This is a genomic window from Azospirillum oryzae, from assembly GCF_900177515.1.
Taxonomy (GTDB): Bacteria; Pseudomonadota; Alphaproteobacteria; order Azospirillales; family Azospirillaceae; genus Azospirillum; species Azospirillum oryzae_A.
The window spans coordinates 905,862-925,213 of record NZ_FXAK01000007.1; the positions used below are offsets into that span (position 1 = coordinate 905,862).

The following is a 19,352-nucleotide window of genomic DNA, read 5'->3' on the forward strand; positions in this document are numbered from 1 at the left end:
GCTCAGTAGGAGACGTAGACGTCGCGCAGCAGATCTTCCGCCACCGGCAGCGGTGCGTCCTTGGCGGCGCGCACCGCGTCCTCGATCAGCGCGTTGACCTCGCGGTCGATGGTCTGCAACTCGTCGCGGCCGATCACCCCGGCCTCGATCACCCGTTCCGACAGGATGGTCAGGCAGTCGCGGGACGCGCGGATCGCCTCCAGCTCGCCCTTGGCGCGGTAGGTCTGGGCGTCGCCTTCGAAATGGCCGTAGAAGCGGACCATGTTGCATTCCAGCAGCGCCGGGCCGCCGCCGTCGCGGGCGCGGCGGATGATCTCGCCGGCCGCCTCGTACACCGCGAAGAAGTCGGTGCCGTCCACCGTGACGCCCGGCATGCCGAAGCCGGTGGCGCGGTCGACGTAGCTGTCGCAGGACACCGCCCATTCCATCGCCGTGGATTCGGCATAGCCGTTGTTCTCCACCACGAAGACCACCGGCAGGTTCCACACCGCGGCGAGGTTCAGGCTTTCCAGGAAGGTGCCCTGGTTGGACGCGCCGTCGCCGACGAAGGTGATGCCGACGCCGCGGTCGCCGCGCACCTTGGCCGCCAGCGCCGCGCCGCAGATCAGCGGCGCGCCGGCGCCCAGGATGCCGTTGGCGCCCATCATGCCCTTGGACAGGTCGGCGATGTGCATCGACCCGCCCTTGCCCCGGCAGGCGCCGGTGGAGCGGCCGTAGATCTCCGCCATCATGGCGTGGACGTCGACGCCCTTGGCGATGCAGTGGCCGTGGCCGCGGTGGGTGGAGGCGATGCGGTCGTTGTCGTTCAGGTGCATCATGATGCCGGTGGCGCAGGCCTCCTCGCCGGCATAGAGGTGGACGAAGCCGGGGATGTCGCCCTTGGCGAAATCGACGTGCAGCCGCTCCTCGAACTCGCGGATCGTCCGCATGGTGCGGTAGGCCTTCAGCAGCTCGTCCTTGCCGAGGGGGAAGGGATTCTGGGCCATGAGGTGTTTTCTCCCTGCTTGATGTTTGAAGTTCAGAAAGCGGCGGTGACGGGCACCGGGGTGCCGGTCAGCAGCCGGTTCTGGCCGGCGTGCCGCATGACTGCGGCGACGTTGACCGTGCGGAAGGCGTCGTCCCTGAGCGTCAGGGACAGACGGTCGCGTTCGGTGAAGGACAGTTCGCGCTCCCCATCCAGCGCGATGGAGCCAGCGGTGACCTCCGGCACGAAGGCCACATCGGCCGGCATGCGGCGCCAGTCGGTGACGCCGACCCGGGCCATCATCCCCGGCGCGATGGGGGCGTGGAGCGTGGTGGCAGCCTTGCGGCAGTCGCCCTGGTGATTGGCATCCGGTGACAGCCGCACCATAAGGCCGCCGCTCTCGTCGCGGCCGACGGGCTCCAGCAGGCCGGCGATGGCCGACATGCCGATCACCTCCGGGTCGGCGAAGGTGACGTAGAGTTCGCGGAAATTCTCGGTCCGCCACAGGGCGCGGGCGCCGATGTAGCGCTCCGTCACCAGGGCGACATCGACCAGCGCCATGTCGCTGACGGCGTCGCCGTTCGCCCCGCGGTCGAGGGACACGTCGATGCGCTTGTTGGCGGCGAAGGCGATGTGCGGCGGCACCCGGCCGGTGACCGCCAGCCCGGTGGCGAGCCCGGTGATCGTCGGCTCGCGATGTTCGGGGAAGGCGTTGTTGGTGCCGGTGGAGATGCCGGCGATCGGCACCGTCCCGCATTCCGCCGCCACCGCCCGATGGGTGCCGTCGCCGCCCAGCACCACCAGGGCCGAGACGCCCGCCCGCCGCATCTCCGCGGTGGCGCGGTGGGTGTCGGCGACGGTGCCGGTGATCGGCATGGAAACCGGGTGGAGGGCAGGGTAGATGTCCTCGCCACGTGACCGGGCGCGCATCATGCCGCGTTCTACATGGGCGCGGATGCCGCCATTCTCCGGCATCATCAGAACGTCGCGGACGCCGCAGGCATGCAGCGCCGCCAGCACCCGCAGCAGGATGTTCGCCCGGTCGGCGATCTGCAGGCTGGTGGCGTTGGCGACGACCCGGCGGATGTCGCGGGCGGAAACCGGATTGGCGACGATGCCGACGACCGGAGCCAAGATTGCGCCTCCCCCTCGTTGCGGCGCGCCGTTGATCGACGCGCGGTTCGAAGGGGTAAGAGCAACCGCCGTGCCAGATGGTCAGTTCAGCGGATTTTCTTGATTTTCAACGGTTGGCGGCGGCGCAGCGGGGTGGGGCGTTGCAACAGGTGTTGCACGGACTGTTGCGCCGCCGGTGCAACAGGTGTGGCGCCGGCATGCCAGCATTCCACCCCTGCGCATCGCCCGTCTTGCCAAGCACTCACCCGCCGCTTTAGCCTCGCTTGGTCATACCAATGAACCATCCTAATGAATCTTGGAGCGGGGAGGACAACACCCATGACCGTCATCGCCACCACCCAGCCGCGCGCGGCCCTGACCGAGGAGGCTCGGGCCGAGCTGACGGCTCTGCTGGGCGACCGGTTCACCACCTCCCTGCCGGTGCGCGAGCATCACGGCAAGGACGAGTCCTATCACACCCCCTGTCCGCCCGATGGCGTCGCCTTCGCCAACTCGACCGAGGACGTCAGCGCGATCGTGAGGATCTGCGCGAAGCACAAGCTGCCGATCATCCCCTTCGGCACCGGCACCTCGCTGGAGGGCGGCATCGCCGCGCTGGCCGGCGGCATCACCATCGACCTGTCGGGCATGCAGCAGATCCTGCGCGTCAGCCCGGAGGATCTGGACGTCACCGTCCAGGCCGGCGTGACCCGCAAGCAGTTGAACGAGCATCTGCGCGACACCGGCCTGTTCTTCCCCATCGATCCCGGCGCCAACGCCTCGCTCGGCGGCATGACGGCGACGCGGGCCAGCGGCACCAACGCCGTGCGTTACGGCACCATGCGCGAGAATGTCCTGGGTCTGACCGTGGTCCTGGCCGACGGCCGCGTCATCAAGACCGGCGGGCGGGCGCGCAAGTCGGCGGCCGGCTATGACCTGACCCGCCTGTTCGTGGGGTCCGAAGGCACGCTCGGCATCATCACCGAGGTGACGCTGAAGCTCTACGGCATCCCGGAAGCCATCTCGTCCGCCGTCTGCGCCTTCCAGACCATCAAGGGCGCGGTCGACACCGTGATCCAGACCATCCAGGTCGGCGTGCCCGTCGCCCGCATCGAGCTGCTGGACGAGGTGCAGATCGACGCCGTCAACAAATACTCCAAGCTCGACTACGCGGTCGCCCCGACCCTGTTCTTCGAATTCCACGGCACCGACGCCGGCGTGAAGGAGCAGGCGGAGATGGTTGCTGCCATCGCCCAGGAACATGGTGGCATGGAGTTCGCTTGGGCCACCCGGCCGGAGGATCGGTCCAAGCTCTGGCAGGCCCGGCATGACGCCTATTACGCCGCGCTGGCCCTGCGTCCGGGGTCGAAGGGCTGGCCGACCGACGTCTGCGTGCCGATCTCCCGCCTTGCCGACTGCATCCTGGAGACCAAGCAGGATCTGGCCGAGTCCAACATGCTGGCCCCGATGGTCGGCCATGTCGGCGACGGCAACTTCCACCTCGTCTATGTCCTCGACCCGGAGAACCCGGCCGAGCTGGCCGAGGCCCAGCGTCTTGCCGACAAGATGGTGTCCCGCGCGCTGGAGATGGGCGGCACCTGCACCGGCGAACACGGCATCGGTTACGGCAAGATGGCGTTCCTGGAACAGGAGGCCGGCGAAGCGTTCAACGTCATGGGCGACCTGAAGCGCGCCTTCGATCCGGACAACCTGCTGAATCCGGGCAAGGTGGTGCGGGTCTAATCACAAGCAAGTCTTTGAGTGCCTATGAATTACGCCCTATTTTTTAAGGCGTGGTCTTTTCTTGTGGGACTCTGATTATCGCTCTTACCATTGGCGATGCCGACTGTCGGCGCGGCGCGACCATCCCGTCGCGCCGCCCAATGTGTAGCCCGGTCATGAAGTTTGCTGCTCTCGCTCTTGCTCTTGGTGTCCTGTCGTTCGTTGGACTGGCGACGGGTTCGCCGGCCATGGCGGTCGACAACGCCAAGTGGGTGGCCCAGTGCATGAAGGACAACGCCGACGCCAAGGTGCCGGAGGCGGTGGTTAACAAATACTGGGTCTGCATGAACGAAAAGATGGACGACAACGAAACCCGGACCATCACCCAGTGGGAAAAAGCCAATCCGCAGGCCCGCAAGGCCTGCGAGAAGGCCGCCGGCTGGGAGTGATTCTTTCCCCACTGACCGCCGAGGATGTTCGGACGGAAAAGTGGCCCGCTTCCGAGCTGAGGCGGGCCAACTCTTTACCGATGGGCAATCAAGCCGTCGCGATCGATAGCCCCTTTGAGATGAACGCTATGGTTTATGCGCCCAATCAAAGGCATTCCGCGACAGCGGCGTAGGTGTATCCGTTGTTGATCGGTCCCGTATACTTTTCCATTTTCAGCGAATGAATTTTGACTGCCGAACTGCAGGCCTGAACGAATATTCCTTCAATTTCCTGCCGAGCCTTCGCCTCTTCCGGCGTGAACTGAATGATGCCTCTCATCCCGAACCCAGGCTTGTTGTTGGGAAGCATTGTCGGTATGGGCTGGTTCGATACCTGATCCACCGCACAAGCCGAGAGGGAAATCGCGGCGAGGATCATCAAGCCGATTGCGCGCATGAGCGAGGTCCTGACAATTAAAAATAGTCACCAAAAGTCCACAGGGTATTGTGGGCTGTCAAGTGCTGTGCAGCCGCATTTCACTGTCCCTCACCGAAACTTCGGCCGCCGTCCCGCCTTCAGCGCCTGCACCGCCTGGTCCAGCGTCTGCAGGAACTGCGACTTGTCGCGCTGGCTCATCGGGGCGTTGCCGCCGCCGACCACGCCCATGTCGCGCAGATCCTGCATCAGCGCGCGGGTGGCGAGCGCGGAGCCGACGCTGTCCGGAGTGAAGGGGCGTCCGGTCGGGCCGATCACCACCGCGTTGCGCTTCACGCAGCGGTCGGCCAGCGGGATGTCGGCGGTCACCACGATGTCGGTCGACCCCGCATGCTCGGCGATCCAGTTGTCGGCGGCGTCGAAGCCGTCGCTGACCACCACCAGTTCCGCCATGCACTCCGTCGGCAGGCGCAAGGGCGCGTTGGCGACGATCCACACCTTGCAGCCGGTGCGGCCGGCGACCTTGTAAATCTCGGCCTTGACCGGGCAGGCGTCGGCATCGACGTAGATTTCGACTTTGGGGCTGACCAATCCTTTTCCTCCTGTTGCCGGCCGATCCGGGCCGATCGGCTCAACAAGGTTTCATGCAAGGCCCTTATGCGCTAAAACCGGTCCCTAGCGACAGGGTGCCGTGGAACCGCAAGGCAGGGGCGGCGCCAATTCTCACATCTTTTCGGAAGGTCGGAGCGGCGCATGGCGTCCTACCAGTATGTCTATGTCATGAAGGGCCTGACCAAGGTCTATCCTGGCGGCAAGAAGGTTCTCGACAACGTCTGGCTCTCGTTCCTGCCGGGTGTGAAGATCGGCGTGCTCGGCGTCAACGGCGCCGGTAAGTCGACCCTGATGAAGATCATGGCCGGTCTGGACAAGGACTACTCCGGCGAAGCCTGGGCGGCCGAGGGCGCCAAGGTCGGCTACCTCTCGCAGGAGCCGCAGCTGGACCCGACCAAGAACGTCCAGGAAAACGTCATGGAGGCGCTGAAGGAGACGAAGGCGCTGCTCGACCGCTTCAACGAAGTGTCGAACCTGATGGCCGATCCGGACGCCGATTTCGACGCGCTGCTGGCCGAACAGGGCGAGCTGCAGGAGAAGATCGACGCGGCCGACGCCTGGGACATCGACCGCACGGTCGAGATCGCCATGGACGCGCTGCGCTGCCCGCCGGGCGACGCCGACGTGACCAAGCTGTCGGGCGGTGAGCGCCGCCGCGTCGCGCTGTGCAAGCTGCTGCTGGAAAAGCCCGACCTGCTGCTGCTCGACGAGCCGACCAACCACCTCGACGCCGAATCGGTCGCCTGGCTCCAGAAGCATCTGGAGGACTACAAGGGCACCGTCGTGCTGGTCACCCACGACCGCTACTTCCTGGACAGCGTCACCGGCTGGATCCTCGAACTCGATCGCGGGTCGGGCATTCCGTGGGAAGGCAACTACTCGTCCTGGCTGGAGCAGAAGCAGAAGCGCCTGGAGCAGGAAGGCCGCCAGGAGGAAGCCCGCCAGAAGCAGCTGGCGACCGAACTGGAGTGGATTCGCCAAAGCCCGCGCGCCCGTCAGGCCAAGAGCAAGGCGCGTATCACCGCCTACGAGACGCTGCTGGCCGAAAGCGCCAAGGAGCAGGGCGGCGAGACGCGGATCGTCATCCCGGTGCCGCCGCGCCTGGGCAACGTCGTCATCGAGGCGGAGAACATCGCCAAGGGCTTCGGCGACCGCCTGCTGATCGACGGCCTGTCCTTCCGCCTGCCGCCGGGCGGCATCGTCGGCGTCATCGGCCCCAACGGCGCCGGCAAGACCACGCTGTTCCGTATGATCACCGGACAGGATGGGCCGGACGCCGGCACCTTCCGCGTCGGCGACACGGTGAAGCTCGGCTATGTCGACCAGAGCCGCGACAGCCTGGACGCCAAGAAGACGGTGTGGGAGGAAATCTCCGACGGTCTGGATCTGGTCGAGCTTGGCAAGAAGACCATGCCCAGCCGCGCCTATGTCTCCAGCTTCAACTTCCGTGGCCCCGACCAGCAGAAGAAGGTCGGCCAGCTGTCGGGCGGTGAGCGCAACCGCGTCCACCTCGCCAAGATGCTGAAGTCCGGCGCCAACGTCCTGCTGCTCGACGAACCGACCAACGATCTGGACGTCGACACGCTGCGGGCGCTGGAAGACGCGCTGCAGGCCTTCGCCGGCTGCGCCGTGGTCATCAGCCACGATCGCTGGTTCCTCGACCGCATCGCCACCCACATCCTGGCCTTCGAGGGCGACAGCCACGTCGAATGGTTCGAAGGCAACTTCCAGGATTACGAGGCCGACAAGAAGCGCCGCCTGGGCGCCGATGCCGACCAGCCGCACCGCATCAAGTACAAGCCGCTGGTCCGCAGCTGATTTCTGCTGCTGATCCCGTACGCTGAACGGAAAAGGCCGCCCCCTCCGGATGGAAGGGGCGGCCTTTTTCACGACCGTGATCGGTCAAGCCCGTCAGCGGGTGACGTCGTCCGGCCGGTCGGTGCGGCGGTCGCGCAGGCTTTCGTCCCGCGTATCCTCGACCTCCACCTCGGTGCGGCGGACGGTGTCGCGGACGCTCTGGGCGCGTTCCTCGACGTCCTTGCGGACCACGACCGTCTCGCGGACATGGGCGGTCTTGCTGACCACCGCTTCCTCGTCGGTCTCCGTCACCTCGATGGTGCGCTCGCGGAAGGCGTCGGCGGGGACGTCCGTGCTGCCCTCCACCATACCGCCGGGGCGGCGTTCGACGGTGACCGTCTCGTCGCGCAGGCGCACCTGCTCCTCGACCGGCGTCTCGACGACATAGCTGCGGACGCGGACGCCGCCGCGCTCGACGGTGCGCTTGCCGATGTTGACCTGCTCCTCGACGACCGGGATCTGCTCCTCGCGTTCGGACGTGCCGCTGCGGGTGGTTTCGGTGTTCACGTCGCGCATGGCCGCCGCGGCGCCGGTCAGGCCGGTCCCGGAGGTGGTGCCGGTGGTGGTGTCGACAGGCGTGCGGCCCGGCGAGTAGCGCAGGCGCTCTTCCTCAGCCGATGGCTCGTCATAATAGTCGGCGGCTTCGTCGTAGCCGGTCCAGCCGGATTCGCGATAGGCGCTGCCGCGTTCCTCGACATCCACCACGTTGCCGCGCTCCAGCACCTCCATGGCGCGATCGACGTCTTCCTCGTCCAGCCGGACCTTCAGCAGCGAGCCGCCGCGGCGGACGCCTTCGGCATAGACCTGCGCATCCTGGTTCGGCACGCCCCAGCCGGCGAGGCGGGTCAGCATGCCGCCGGAATTCGTGCCGGTTGTCGAGCCCGTGTAGCCCGTGGTTCCCGCCGCCGTGGAGCCGGTCCCCATGCCGCCTCCGGCGCCCAGCCCCATGCCGACGGGCGGCACCGTGTTGGGCGAGGCGACATAGCCGGTGGACAGGTCGGTGCGGGCGGTGCCGCTCGCCGCACCCAGAGAAGCGTCGCCGGTGGTGGTGCCCATGCCGGTTCCGGTTTCCGACGTGTCGCTGCCGCTCCAGCTGCCGCCGGTCAGGTCGCCGTGCGACAGGATTTCAATGGCGCTGGACTCGAAACCGGCGGCCTGCAGATCGCGTGAGGCGGTTTCGGCGTCGGATCGGTGGTCATAGAGGGCGACGATGGTCTTGGTCATCGGCTTTACTCCTCGGACGTGTTCTGATTGGGGGACCGGACGGGTGCGTTGGGGGCTGTGACCCGCTCCACCACCGCTTCTTCGGAACGCAGGGTGACGGGCTGCTCGACCTCGACGATGCGCCGGGATTTGCGGATGTGCAGTTCTTCGCGGAGAATCAGGCGGCGCTCCACCACCAGCACTTCCTCGACCAGCGGGATCACCGTCACGTCCCCCTCCTGGCGGATGCCGGGATGGGCGTCGATCTCTCGGTCGATGGGAACGCGGGTGACTGTGGCCTCTTCATGCTCCAGCGCTTCGCGGACCGTCTCTTCGCGTTCGGACACGCGTGTGGTGACGCGGACGCGGCTTCGTTCCACCCGCTGCTTGCCGACGGTCACCGACTCGTCGTGCAGGGGAATGACCGCATCGCCCTGTTGGCTGGTCCGGGCGGGAGGCGGTCCGTTGTCGGCCGTCATGGCGGCAGGGGGGTGCGGATCAGCGGAACAGGAGGTAGAGGACGATCGCGACCACGATCAGGCCGATGATGATCCACATCCAGTTCATGCCCGAACTGCCGGCCCCGCCGTCGGAGCCGTCATACACACCAACTTTCCTGGGCTTCTGTTCGTCTGCCATGGGAGCCTCCTGAGGATTTCCACCGGCGGGTTCGCCCCCATCCGGCATGCTCCATTCAAACAGGGGCTCGCGTGGATCGTTCCCCCTGATCGTTTCGGGGAATCAACGATCCTATCAAATCAAACGATCGACGGCAGGAATGTCGAAGCGGCAGCTCAGCCGGCCATTTTCTGGTGTTCCAGGAAGGCGGTCTTCAGCAGTGCCTTCAGGTCGTCGCCATACTGGTGGAAGCGGACCGACAACTGGCCGCGCTCCTCGTCGCGGTGCAGGACGACGAGGTTGGCGACGGCCGCCACCTCCTGCCGGTCGGCAAGAACGACGCGGGCCTGGAAGGTCTGGCCGCGCTGGTAGGGCTGGTTGACCGCCAGCAGGCACAAGCCCCCCACCGACCAGTTGCGGGCCGGGAAGCTGCCATGGTCGGTGTGGACGACCATGCCGGGCCGGACGAAGCGCTTCTGCCGCCGCCGTTCCTCCGGTGGGGGAGGGGGGAAGGGGCTGGAGGCGCCGGGCATGTCGATGCCGGACCGGTCGGTCAGGGCATTCTTGAACACGGCGCCGCGCACGATCGCCGGCCCCATGGTGGAGTCGCGCAGGTCGGCGTCGGAAAAGTCGGCGCCTTCGAAATTGGCCGGCCAGTCACGGCCGCCGGCCAGCGGCACCGGGCGGGCGTCGACCCCGGTCATCAGCGTGTGCGCCAGATAGGCGCGGCGCAGGGTGGCGCCGCGCAGCACGGCATCGCGCAGGTCGGCCTCGTCCAGGTCGATATAGGACAGCTCCGCCATCTCCAGGCTGGCCTTGGTCAGGCGGGCGCCGGGCAGGCGGCAGCGGCGCAGCCGGGCCGCCGCCAGCGTCCGCCCATGCAGGTCCGCCCCCGCCACCGACACGAGGTCGAGGTCGAGCCGCGCGCCCTCCGCACCGCCGCTGTCGACCCAGCGCTCGTGCCGCTCCACCAGCTCCAGGAACTCGGCCACCGGCATCGCGGTGTAGCTGGGCCGGACGATGGCGTCGGGCGGCAGGACGAAGGGGATGAAGGTGCGGGTCAGGGTGGCGTGGTCCATCACCGTGTTGCCGAACACGGCCCCGTCCAGGTTGGCGCCGCAGAAATCGGTGCCCATCAGCACGGCGGAAGTCAGCTCCGCCCCGGTCAGGTCGGCATCGTTCAGGTCTGCGCCGGTCAGGTCGCAGCCGGAGAAATTGGCGCCGGCCAGGATCGACCGCTCCATCTTCGCCTCGGTCAGCCGGGTGGTGCCGGTGCCGCGGGCGGTCGGGCTGCCGTCCGTTCCGCCGCTGTCCACCAGTTCGCCCGCACGGAAATCGGCGCCGCGCAGGTTGGCGTCGGTCAGCAGCGCGCGGTGCAGGTTGGCGCCACGCAGGTCGGCGCCGGTGACGATGGCGCCGGTCAGGTTCACCGCCTCCATGTCGGCGCCGAACAGGTCGGCCTGCGACAGATCGGCCTTCACCATGCGGGTGTTGCTGAGGTTGGCTCCGGCCAGCTTGGCGCCGGCCAGCGACACGCGCTCCAGGTTCAGCCGCGACAGGTCGCGGAAGCTGAGGTCGGCGCGCCGGCCGCTGGACGGGCGCTTCAGCCACGCCTGATGCGCCTGGATGATCGTCCGGAGTTCGTCGATCTCTTTCGGATCGCGTTCGGCCATGGCGTCGGGTTCCCGGATCCACCGTATGACGAAAGACAGCAGCGTCGGCGCAACGATAGCCCGTTCGGGCAGGCGCGTCACGGATTCTGAACGGCCGGCCAACGTCGGGGCCGGCGATCCGCACAAGGAAAAGGCCGCCTCCCGTCCGGGACAGCGGCCTTTCACGGATTGTCGACTGCCTTGCCGCCCGGCTGTCAGCCGGCGCGGCCGACCTTCTGGCGCAGCGCCTGGATCAGGCCTTCGACGCGCCCGCCATTCTGTTCGATGACGGAGGCGAATTCCTGCCGCTGGGTCACGCCCATGCTGACATTCTCAACCACCACGTCGATGATTTTGTAGTCGCCGCCGACCTTGCGGACGCGCCAGCTGACATTCACCGGCGGGCCGTTGGGGCGGACGATCTGCGTCGTCACCATGCTGTCAGATTCACCGGCCGGGGTGACGCCGGTGATCTTGAAGGTCTCGCCCGAATATTCGACGAAACGCTCGGCATAGGTGTTGACGATCAGTTGTTCGAACAGCTTCTGGTATTCGCCCCGCTGCGCCTCGCTGGCGCTGTTCCAGTAGCGGCCCAGAACCCAGCGCCCGATGTACGGCACGTCGAAGCCGGCGTACAGCAGCTTGCGGAAACGCTGGATCGCCTGATCGCGCGACAGGCTCTTGTCCGAGAAGGTTGCAATGGCGTCGTTCCCCAGTTTCTGGATGAACGAGGCTGCCCCCTGGTCCGCGCTCTGCGCTGCGGCGGGGGAGATGAGAGAGTGCCCGGCCCAACCGCTCACCGCGAGCAGGGCAGCGGACGCGACAAACTGGCGGCGTGTCAGCATGATAGGGCGAAAAGTGGCTGTTGCGGCGGCTTTGTCAACGGTCATCTGGCCTTTGGGCGACATCTGGACGCTTTTGGGCCTGTCCCGGCCGGATCGAGAACCACGCCGGCCGGATCGCCGCTCCCCACCCGAAAGGGCAGGGCACGGCGGTTCCGGCGCGGCCGATGCCTCAGGGCTTGGGCTGCTGGGTGGAGAAGTCCGGGAATTCCGGCGTGGCCGGCGCCTTGTTGTTGTTGATCGCCGCGCGGCGCTGCTGCTGGTACAGGCTGCGCACGGTGGCGTAGAAGTCCAGCGAGTTGCGGCGCAGGTCGTCGACCTCCTTCAGCACCTCCGACCGGCGGTCGATGGCGCTGACGACGCCGCGGGTCATGTAGACGCCCTTGTGGTCGTTGGCATAGGCCCAGATGCGGACCGGGTCGCCGACGGTATCGACGGCATAGCCGGCGGTGTCGCGCAGGTTCGACGGGCCGAGCAGCGGCAGGACCAGATACGGGCCGTCGCCAACGCCCCACACGGCCAGGGTCTGGCCGAAATCCTCCGGCGCGTGCGGGATGCCCGCCTCGCTGGCGACGTCGGCGAGACCGCCCACGCCCAGGATGGTGTTGGTCATGAAGCGGCCGGTGGCGTTCGACGCCCCTTCGATGTTGCCCTGCAGCAGGTTGTTGGCGATGTAGAGCGGCGCCATCAGGTTGTCGATGAAGTTGTGGATCGCGTCGCGGACCGGATCGGGCACGACGCCCACATACACCTCGGCCGCCGGGCGGATCACCAGGACGTCGGCCGCCTCGTTGGCGGCGAAGACGAAGCGGTTGGGGATCTCGAGCGGATCGCTGACCCGGTAAGCCGCATCCGAAGCACCCGAGTCGCCCGGATTGGTCGCGCAGGCGGTTGCCGTCAGGGCGAAAGCCAGGACGGTGGCCGAACGGAGGAGGGAGCGGGAAAGGCTGGCCAGCTTCATGTGCGACGGCTCTTTATCTGTGGGCTCGACTCAGGTGCGGGGCGTCGCATGTCCTGTCCACAACCGAAGACTCCGATGGCCGAAGTCCTCAACCCTGGCAAGGTGGCTACGCGGTCGGGGGGAAGATTGGGCGAGATATCGCAGAATTTCCACCGTTTCCTGACCTAACACAGGCTTGGCCTTTTGACCAGCATGCGCGGGCCTGCCCTCCGGAACGGCGGGACGATTGTGGCGGCTTTGCCGCAGAACCAGCGGAAAGCTTGCGCGGCCGCGGTTTTGACCGCTGAACTGCACGGTGAAAGCGGTTCCGCGGGGCCGGCTCGCAGCCATTGCCGCCGGGCTTCGCGAAAAGCGGTTTACGACGCATAAAGATATCTTTATATCTGTATTCGAAGCGGCCGGGCATGGTGCGTCGGCCGGCCACCACCCTTCCTGGCCCGAATCGGACGTGAGGCGATGGACGATCTGCTTGCGACGCTGAAGGCGGCGGCCGAAACCACCCGGCTCAGGCTGCTCGCGCTCTGCGCGCATGGCGAACTGACGGTGACGGAACTGACCCAGATCCTGGGCCAGAGCCAGCCGCGCGTCTCCCGCCACCTGAAGCTCCTGTGCGACGCCGGCCTGCTCGACCGCTTCCGCGAGGGCACCTTCGCCTTCTACCGCCTCGCCGAGAAGGGGCAGTCGGCCGAACTGGCGCGGGTTCTGGTCGCCGCCATCCCGGCGGACGACGCCACCCTGATCCTGGATCTGGAGCGGCTGGACGCGATCAAGCGCGCCCGGTCGGAGACCGCCGCCGCCTATTTCCGTGAGAATGCCGCGCGCTGGCACGAAATCCGCTCCCTTCACGTTGCGGAAGGCGAGGTCGAGGCCGCTCTGCTGCGCCTGTTCCCGGAAGAGGGGGTGGAGGAACTGCTGGATATCGGCACCGGCACCGGAAGAATGCTGGAGGTGCTGGCCGGGCGCGTCCACCGCGCGATCGGGGTAGACCAGTCGCGTGAGATGCTGGCCGTCGCCCGCAACCGGCTGGAGGAGGCGGGCTTGCGCCACTGCCATGTCCGTCAGGCCGACATGTACCAGCTGCCGTTCCCCTCCGGCTCCTTCGACGCCGCGGTGATCCATCAGGTGCTGCATTACACCGAATCGCCGGCCGGCGTGCTGGCCGAGGCGGCGCGTGTCCTGCGCCCCGGCGGACTGCTGCTGGTCGTCGATTTCGCCCCCCATCATCTGGAAGCCCTGCGCGAGGAGCATGCGCACCGCAGGCTGGGCTTCGCGGACGCCGAGGTCGCCGGCTGGTGCCGCCAGTCCGGCCTGGATTGCGGCCCGGTGGTGCATCTGCCGGGCGACCCGCTCACCGTTTCGATCTGGCCGGCCACCCGCCTTGCGGCCGGCGCGCAAATTCCTTCTCCCCAAGCCAAATCCCAAAAGCCCGCCCACTCGCTCAGCGGAGTTCCGTCATGACCGCGCCCATTTCTTCGCTGCCCTCCATCAGCTTCGAATTCTTCCCGCCCAAGTCGGAGAAGATGGAGCAGAGCCTGTGGCAGTCGATCCGGCGGCTGGCCCCGCTGTCGCCCAGCTTCGTGTCGGTGACCTACGGGGCGGGCGGCTCGACCCGCGAGCGCACCCACGCCACCGTCTGCCGCATCCAGGCGGAGACCGGCATCCCGGCCGCCGCCCATTTCACCTGCGTCGGCGCCACCCGTGACGAGATCGACGCCATCGCCCGCACCTATTGGGATGCCGGCATCCGCCATCTGGTGGCTCTGCGCGGCGATCCGCCGGAGACCGCGGGCGGCATCGGCGGCCGGTACGAGCCTTTTCCAGGCGGCTATGCCTATGCCGCCGATCTGGTCGAGGGGATGAAGCGCATCGCCGATTTCGAGATCTCGGTCGCGGCCTATCCGGAATCCCATCCGGAGGCGCCGAGCGCGCAATTCGACCTAGACAACCTGAAGCGCAAGGTCGATGCCGGTGCCACCCGGGCCATCACCCAGTTCTTCTTCGACAACGACGCCTACTTCCGCTTCCTCGACCGCTGCGCTGCGGCCGGCATCCATGTGCCGATCGTCCCCGGCATCCTGCCGATCACCAACTTCGCCCGCGCGGTGGAGTTCGCCGGCAAGTGCAACGCCTCGATGCCGAAGAAGCTTGCCGAGACCTTCGAGGGCCTGGACGACGACCCGGAGACCCGCCAACTCGTCGCCGCGACCGTGGCGGCCGAGCAGTGCCAGGCCTTGCAGGCGCAGGGCGTGAACGATTTCCATTTCTACACCCTGAACCGGTCTGACCTGACCATTGCCATCTGCCGGATGCTGGGTGTGAAGGCCAAGGCGGCTCCGGCGGCGGCAGCGGTGGCGGGGTAGGGCGCCGGACGCCGCCCCTGTGCTATGCTGGGGCGGCGAAACTGGGCAGCTGAACGGGGCGCGGGAGGGCGATGCCATGGACAGCCGGATTGGATACGACACGGACTTCTACGCCTGGACCCAGGAACAGGCGCGGCTGCTGCGCGAAGCGGCGACCGAGCGCTCGAACTCGCCCATCGACTGGGAGCACATCGCCGAGGAACTCGACATCATGAGCGGTCAGGTCAAGGACGCGATCCGCAGCCAACTGGCCACGGTGATCGAGCATCTTCTGAAGCTGGAGCATTCGCCCGATCCATATCCGCGCCGGAAGTGGCGGATCTCCGCGACCAAGGCCCGCCGCCATCTGCAGGACAAGCTTGAGGAGCATCCGAGCCTGCAGCGCTGGCCCGCCGAGAGCCTGGAGAAGGCGTGGCTGGACGGCCGCGACGACGCCTGCCAGGACGACGGCATCGCCATCGACACGCTGCCGAAGGAGTGCCCCTACGCCCTGGAGGACCTGCGCAATCTCGACTGGTGGCCGGTGAGCCGTCATGGGCTGGAGGGCTGACGCCATGGACAGCCGGATCGGATACGACACGGATTTCCTCGCCTGGACCGAGGAACAGGCCCGCCTGCTGCGTGAGGCGGCTGGAGGGAAGGTGTCGTCGTCCCTGGATTTCGCCAATCTGGCCGAGGAGGTCGAGAGTATCGGTAGACGGGACGTGCGTGATGCTAAACAGCGCCTTCGCCAAGTCATCACCGGACTGCTGCGGTGCCAATATGTTCCTAATACCGATCGCGACCGTGAGTTCCGCTCTTCGATCCTGTATGAGCGCTTTCTTGCTGAACAGATTCTCAAGGACAGTCCGAGCTTGCCGGTCAGGATTGAACTGACCGAGCTTTACGAAAGCGCGGTGCAACTCTTGTCGGATGAAATCGCTCAAACGGGAAACGGCCCCTTGCCGGCTGAATGCCCGTATTCTCTCGACCAACTTCTGGATTCAGGCTGGTGGCCCACCAACCGCCACGGCCTCACCTGACCACACTGCTTCTGCCCTGACCCCGCCAAATAACGGACAAGACGCATTCCCATGCCCCACATCCTCGACACCCTGCGTGACCGCGTTCTGCTTTGCGACGGCGGGTTCGGCAGCCGCATCCAGGCGCTCGACCTCGACGTCGAGAAGGATTACTGGGGGCACGAGAACTGCACCGATATCCTGCCGCTGTCGCGCCCCGACATCGTCCGCGACATCCATCGCGGCTATTTCGAAGCCGGCGCCGACATGGTGGAGACCGACACCTTCGGCGCCTCGCCGGTGACGCTGGGCGAGTTCGGCATCTCCGAGAAGGCCTTCGAGATCAACCAGCGCGCGGTCGAACTGGCGCGCGAGGCGGCTGAGAGCTTCAAGGATGGCCAGCCACGCTTCGTCATCGGCTCCATCGGGCCGGGCACCAAGCTGCCCAGCCTGGGCCACATCGCCTATCAGCCGGCGGAGGACAGCTTCTATGTCCAGGCCGCCGGCCTGATCGCCGGCGGGGCCGACGCCATCCTGGTCGAGACCTGCCAGGACCCCCTGCAGATCAAGGCCGCCGTCAACGGCATCAAGCGCGCACGGGCCGAGGCCAAGTCCGACACCCCCGTCTTCGTGCAGGTGACGGTTGAGACCACCGGCACGTTGCTGGTCGGCACCGACATCGCCGCGGCGGCCACCGTCATCCAGGCGCTCGACGTGCCGCTGATGGGCCTGAACTGCGCCACCGGCCCGTTGGAGATGAGCGAGCATGTGCGCTGGCTGTCGCAGAACTGGCCGGGCCTGATCTCGGTCCAGCCGAACGCCGGCCTGCCGGAACTGGTGGACGGCAAGACCCACTATCCGCTCCGCGCCGACGATTTCGCCCACTGGCTGGAGCGCTTCGTGTCGGAGGACGGGGTGAACCTCGTCGGCGGCTGCTGCGGCACCAATGTGCCGCACATCGCGGCGGCGAACCAGATGCTGCGCAAGCTGGCCCCGGCCGGTTCGCACCGCCCGGCGCCGAAGGGCCGCACCGTCCATTGGGTGCCGGCGGTGGCCTCGCTCTACTCCCAGGTCACGCTGCGCCAGGAGAACGCCTTCTTCGCCATCGGCGAACGCTGCAACGCCAACGGCTCCAAGAAGTGGCGCGAGCTGCAGGAGAAGAACGACTGGGACGGCTGCGTCGAGATGGCGCGCGAGCAGGTCAAGGAGGGCAGCCACTCGCTGGACGTCTGCACCGCCTTCGTTGGCCGTGACGAGGTGGCGGAGATGAACGCGGTCATCTCCCGTTTCGCCGGCTCCGTCACCGCCCCGCTGGTGATCGATTCCACCGAGTACAAGGTGCTGGAACAGGCGCTGGCGCTCTATGGCGGCAAGGCGATCCTCAACTCGATCAACTTCGAGGACGGCGAGGAGCCGGCGCGCAAGCGTCTGGAACTGGCCAAGAAGTTCGGCGCCGCCGTCATCGCGCTGACCATCGACGAAGAGGGCATGGCGAAGACGCCCGACCGCAAGCTCGCCATCGCCAAGCGCCTCTACGATCTGGCGGTGAACGAGTACGGCCTCGCCCCGTCAGACCTGCTGTTCGATCCGCTGACCTTCACCATCGCCACCGGCAACGAGGACGACCGCAAGCTCGCCATCTGGACGTTGGAGGGCATCGAGGCCATCGCCCGCGAGATGCCCGGCTGCCAGATCATCCTGGGCCTGTCCAACGTCTCCTTCGGCCTGAACGCCGCGGCGCGCCATGTGCTGAACTCGGTCTTCCTCGACCATGCGGTGAAGAAGGGGATGACCGGCGCCATCGTCCATGTCTCCAAGATCCTGCCGCTGCACCAGATCCCCGAGAAGGAGGTCAAGACCGCCGAGGATCTGATCTTCGACCGCCGCGCCGAGGGGTACGACCCGCTCCAGGCCTTCATCGCCCTGTTCGAAGGCCGCAAGGCTGCCGACGCCAAGAAGAAGGCGCGCGCCGAAACCGTCGAGGAGCGCTTGAAGGAGCGCATCGTCGACGGCGACCGCACCGGCCTCGAGGACGACCTCGCCGAGGCGATGAAGACCCATCCGCCGCTGGAGATCATCAACACCTATCTGCTCGACGGCATGAAGGTGGTGGGCGAGCTGTTCGGCGCCGGCAAGATGCAGCTTCCCTTCGTTCTGCAGTCGGCCGAGACGATGAAGGCCGCGGTGGCGTGGCTGGAGCCCCACATGGAGAAGGTCGAGGGCCAGCAGAAGGGCACGTTGGTGCTCGCCACCGTGAAGGGCGACGTCCACGACATCGGCAAGAACCTCGTCGACATCATCCTGACCAACAACGGCTACAAAGTCGTCAACCTCGGCATCAAGCAGCCGGTCACCGCCATCATCCAGGCCGCCAAGGAGCACAAGGCGACCGCCATCGGCATGTCCGGCCTGCTGGTGAAATCCACCGTGGTGATGCGCGAGAACCTGGAGGAAATGACCCGCGAGGGGCTGGAGGTGCCGGTCCTGCTCGGCGGCGCCGCGCTGACCCGCGCCTATGTCGAGGGCGATTGCGTGGCGTCCTACGGCTCCGGCCGCGTGGCTTATGCCGGCGACGCCTTCGATGGCCTCACCCTGATGGACAAGGTGGTGGAGGGCAGCTTCGACCAGCAGCTCGCCATCCAGCAAGCCAAGCGCGCCGGCAAGGCGACCAACCGCCGCCGCGTGCTGGGGCAGGCGACCAGCGCCGCCACCGGCCCGGTGGACAAGGACGCCGTCCGCGCCCGCCGCCACCGGCTGGCCGAAGGCGTGCCGGTGCCGACCCCGCCCTTCTGGGGGCCGAAGCTGATCGATCATGTGCCGCTGAAGACGCTGGTCACCTACCTGAACGAGCGGATGCTCTATCAGCTGCAATGGGGCTACCGGAAGGACGGCAAGTCCTTCGAGGAGTTCAAGGAGTGGGCGAAGAAGGAGCTGCGGCCGGTGCTCGACCGCATCCTCCAGATTGCGGCGAAGGAGGAAATCCTGCGCCCGACCGCCGTCTACGGCTACTGGAAGGCGGCGGCCGACGGCAACGACGTGATCCTGTTCGAGGAGGACGGCACCACCGAGGCCGCCCGCTTCACCATGCCCCGTCAGGCCAAGGAGGATGGCGAGTGCATCGCCGACTTCCTGCGCGACGTGACCGACCCCGAGCGTGACGTGATCGGCCTCCAGGTCGTCACAATGGGCCAGCATTGCGCCGAGGTGGCGCGCGAGTGGTTCGCCGAGAACCGCTATCAGGACTATCTCTACCTGCACGGCCTGTCGGTGGAGATGACTGAGGCGATGGCGGAATATGTCCACGCCCGCATCCGTGCGGAGTTGGGCTTCGGCGCCGAGGACAGCCGCGACAAGGAGAAGCTGCTGCAGCAGTCCTATCGCGGCAGCCGCTACAGCTTCGGCTATCCGGCCTGTCCGAACCTGAAGGACCAGGAACAGCTGCTGAAGCTGCTGGACGCTGGCCGCATCGGCATCGAGATGTCGGACGAGGACCAGCTGCATCCGGAGCAGAGCACCTCCGCCATCGTCCTGCACCACCCGCGGGCCAAGTACTTCTCGGTGTGATGCCCTCGGTTTGACGTTG

General features: G+C 66.9%; 18 protein-coding genes. 8 read left to right on the plus strand and 10 right to left on the minus strand.

All coding sequences use genetic code 11. The features are described from left to right. Positions 1–2 precede the first annotated feature (2 nt). Together B9N97_RS16755 and B9N97_RS16760 are read right to left on the minus strand one after the other, a co-directional pair. Positions 3–986, minus strand: a complete 984-nt coding sequence (locus tag B9N97_RS16755; RefSeq protein WP_085088630.1) for a thiamine pyrophosphate-dependent dehydrogenase E1 component subunit alpha — start codon at positions 984–986, stop codon at positions 3–5. A gap of 32 nt (positions 987–1,018) precedes the next feature. Further along, positions 1,019–2,098 (minus strand): ATP-NAD kinase family protein, encoded by a 1,080-nt coding sequence (locus B9N97_RS16760; RefSeq protein WP_085088632.1) that lies wholly within the window; start codon positions 2,096–2,098, stop codon positions 1,019–1,021. A 318-nt stretch (positions 2,099–2,416) separates the two neighbouring features. Between B9N97_RS16760 and B9N97_RS16765 the strand changes: the two genes are divergently transcribed. Both B9N97_RS16765 and B9N97_RS16770 read left to right on the plus strand, forming a co-directional pair. After that, entirely contained in the window at positions 2,417–3,820 is a 1,404-nt protein-coding gene (locus B9N97_RS16765; RefSeq protein WP_085088635.1) for an FAD-binding oxidoreductase, read from the plus strand. 227 nt (positions 3,821–4,047) lie between these two features. Next, the gene (locus tag B9N97_RS16770; RefSeq protein WP_244560745.1) at positions 4,048–4,248 is read left to right on the plus strand and encodes a hypothetical protein; all 201 of its coding nucleotides are present in this window, start codon (positions 4,048–4,050) and stop codon (positions 4,246–4,248) included. A 145-nt stretch (positions 4,249–4,393) separates the two neighbouring features. On the opposite strand, the gene B9N97_RS16775 is transcribed toward B9N97_RS16770, so the two are convergent. Together B9N97_RS16775 and B9N97_RS16780 are read right to left on the minus strand one after the other, a co-directional pair. Continuing rightward, complete coding sequence (locus B9N97_RS16775; RefSeq protein ID WP_085088641.1) at positions 4,394–4,684, minus strand: hypothetical protein; 291 nt, start codon at positions 4,682–4,684, stop codon at positions 4,394–4,396. 90 nt (positions 4,685–4,774) lie between these two features. Next, positions 4,775–5,254 carry a YaiI/YqxD family protein gene (locus B9N97_RS16780; protein ID WP_085088644.1) on the minus strand — a complete coding sequence of 160 codons (480 nt, stop codon included), beginning with the start codon at positions 5,252–5,254 and terminating at the stop codon, positions 4,775–4,777. A 162-nt stretch (positions 5,255–5,416) separates the two neighbouring features. On the opposite strand from B9N97_RS16780, the gene ettA reads away from it, so the two are divergent. Next, entirely contained in the window at positions 5,417–7,093 is a 1,677-nt protein-coding gene (gene ettA / locus B9N97_RS16785; RefSeq protein WP_085088647.1) for an energy-dependent translational throttle protein EttA, read from the plus strand. Between the two features lie 93 nt (positions 7,094–7,186). Here ettA and B9N97_RS16790 read toward each other — a convergent pair whose 3' ends face one another. The 6 genes from B9N97_RS16790 to B9N97_RS16810 form a co-directional block, all read right to left on the minus strand. Then, positions 7,187–8,356: a YsnF/AvaK domain-containing protein gene (locus tag B9N97_RS16790; RefSeq protein WP_208621229.1), complete on the minus strand. Its 1,170-nt coding sequence runs from the start codon at positions 8,354–8,356 to the stop codon at positions 7,187–7,189. A 5-nt stretch (positions 8,357–8,361) separates the two neighbouring features. Then, positions 8,362–8,814: a YsnF/AvaK domain-containing protein gene (locus B9N97_RS16795; RefSeq protein WP_085088650.1), complete on the minus strand. Its 453-nt coding sequence runs from the start codon at positions 8,812–8,814 to the stop codon at positions 8,362–8,364. Positions 8,815–8,833: 19 nt separating this feature from the next. Then, positions 8,834–8,974: a hypothetical protein gene (locus B9N97_RS35675; RefSeq protein ID WP_158282065.1), complete on the minus strand. Its 141-nt coding sequence runs from the start codon at positions 8,972–8,974 to the stop codon at positions 8,834–8,836. Positions 8,975–9,129: 155 nt separating this feature from the next. Further along, complete coding sequence (locus B9N97_RS16800) at positions 9,130–10,626, minus strand: pentapeptide repeat-containing protein (protein ID WP_085088654.1); 1,497 nt, start codon at positions 10,624–10,626, stop codon at positions 9,130–9,132. Between the two features lie 194 nt (positions 10,627–10,820). Further along, the gene (locus B9N97_RS16805; RefSeq protein ID WP_244560746.1) at positions 10,821–11,513 is read right to left on the minus strand and encodes an MlaC/ttg2D family ABC transporter substrate-binding protein; all 693 of its coding nucleotides are present in this window, start codon (positions 11,511–11,513) and stop codon (positions 10,821–10,823) included. 106 nt (positions 11,514–11,619) lie between these two features. After that, positions 11,620–12,408: an MlaA family lipoprotein gene (locus B9N97_RS16810; protein ID WP_085088660.1), complete on the minus strand. Its 789-nt coding sequence runs from the start codon at positions 12,406–12,408 to the stop codon at positions 11,620–11,622. Between the two features lie 456 nt (positions 12,409–12,864). Here B9N97_RS16810 and B9N97_RS16815 point away from each other — a divergent pair, with 456 nt between their 5' ends. The 5 genes from B9N97_RS16815 (at position 12,865) to metH (ending at position 19,333) form a co-directional block, all read left to right on the plus strand. Continuing rightward, the gene (locus tag B9N97_RS16815; RefSeq protein WP_085088663.1) at positions 12,865–13,866 is read left to right on the plus strand and encodes an ArsR/SmtB family transcription factor; all 1,002 of its coding nucleotides are present in this window, start codon (positions 12,865–12,867) and stop codon (positions 13,864–13,866) included. After that, positions 13,863–14,768 (plus strand): methylenetetrahydrofolate reductase, encoded by a 906-nt coding sequence (gene metF / locus B9N97_RS16820; protein ID WP_085088666.1) that lies wholly within the window; start codon positions 13,863–13,865, stop codon positions 14,766–14,768. The genes B9N97_RS16815 and metF overlap by 4 nt, the downstream gene beginning before the upstream one ends. 76 nt (positions 14,769–14,844) lie before the next feature. Then, positions 14,845–15,318, plus strand: coding sequence for a DUF29 domain-containing protein (locus tag B9N97_RS16825; protein WP_085088668.1), 474 nt, complete (start codon positions 14,845–14,847; stop codon positions 15,316–15,318). A 4-nt stretch (positions 15,319–15,322) separates the two neighbouring features. Beyond that, entirely contained in the window at positions 15,323–15,790 is a 468-nt protein-coding gene (locus B9N97_RS16830) for a DUF29 domain-containing protein (RefSeq protein WP_167393321.1), read from the plus strand. Between the two features lie 51 nt (positions 15,791–15,841). Next, on the plus strand, positions 15,842–19,333 hold the full coding sequence (gene metH, locus B9N97_RS16835) for a methionine synthase (protein ID WP_085088674.1): 3,492 nt from the start codon (positions 15,842–15,844) through the stop codon (positions 19,331–19,333). Positions 19,334–19,352 lie beyond the last annotated feature (19 nt).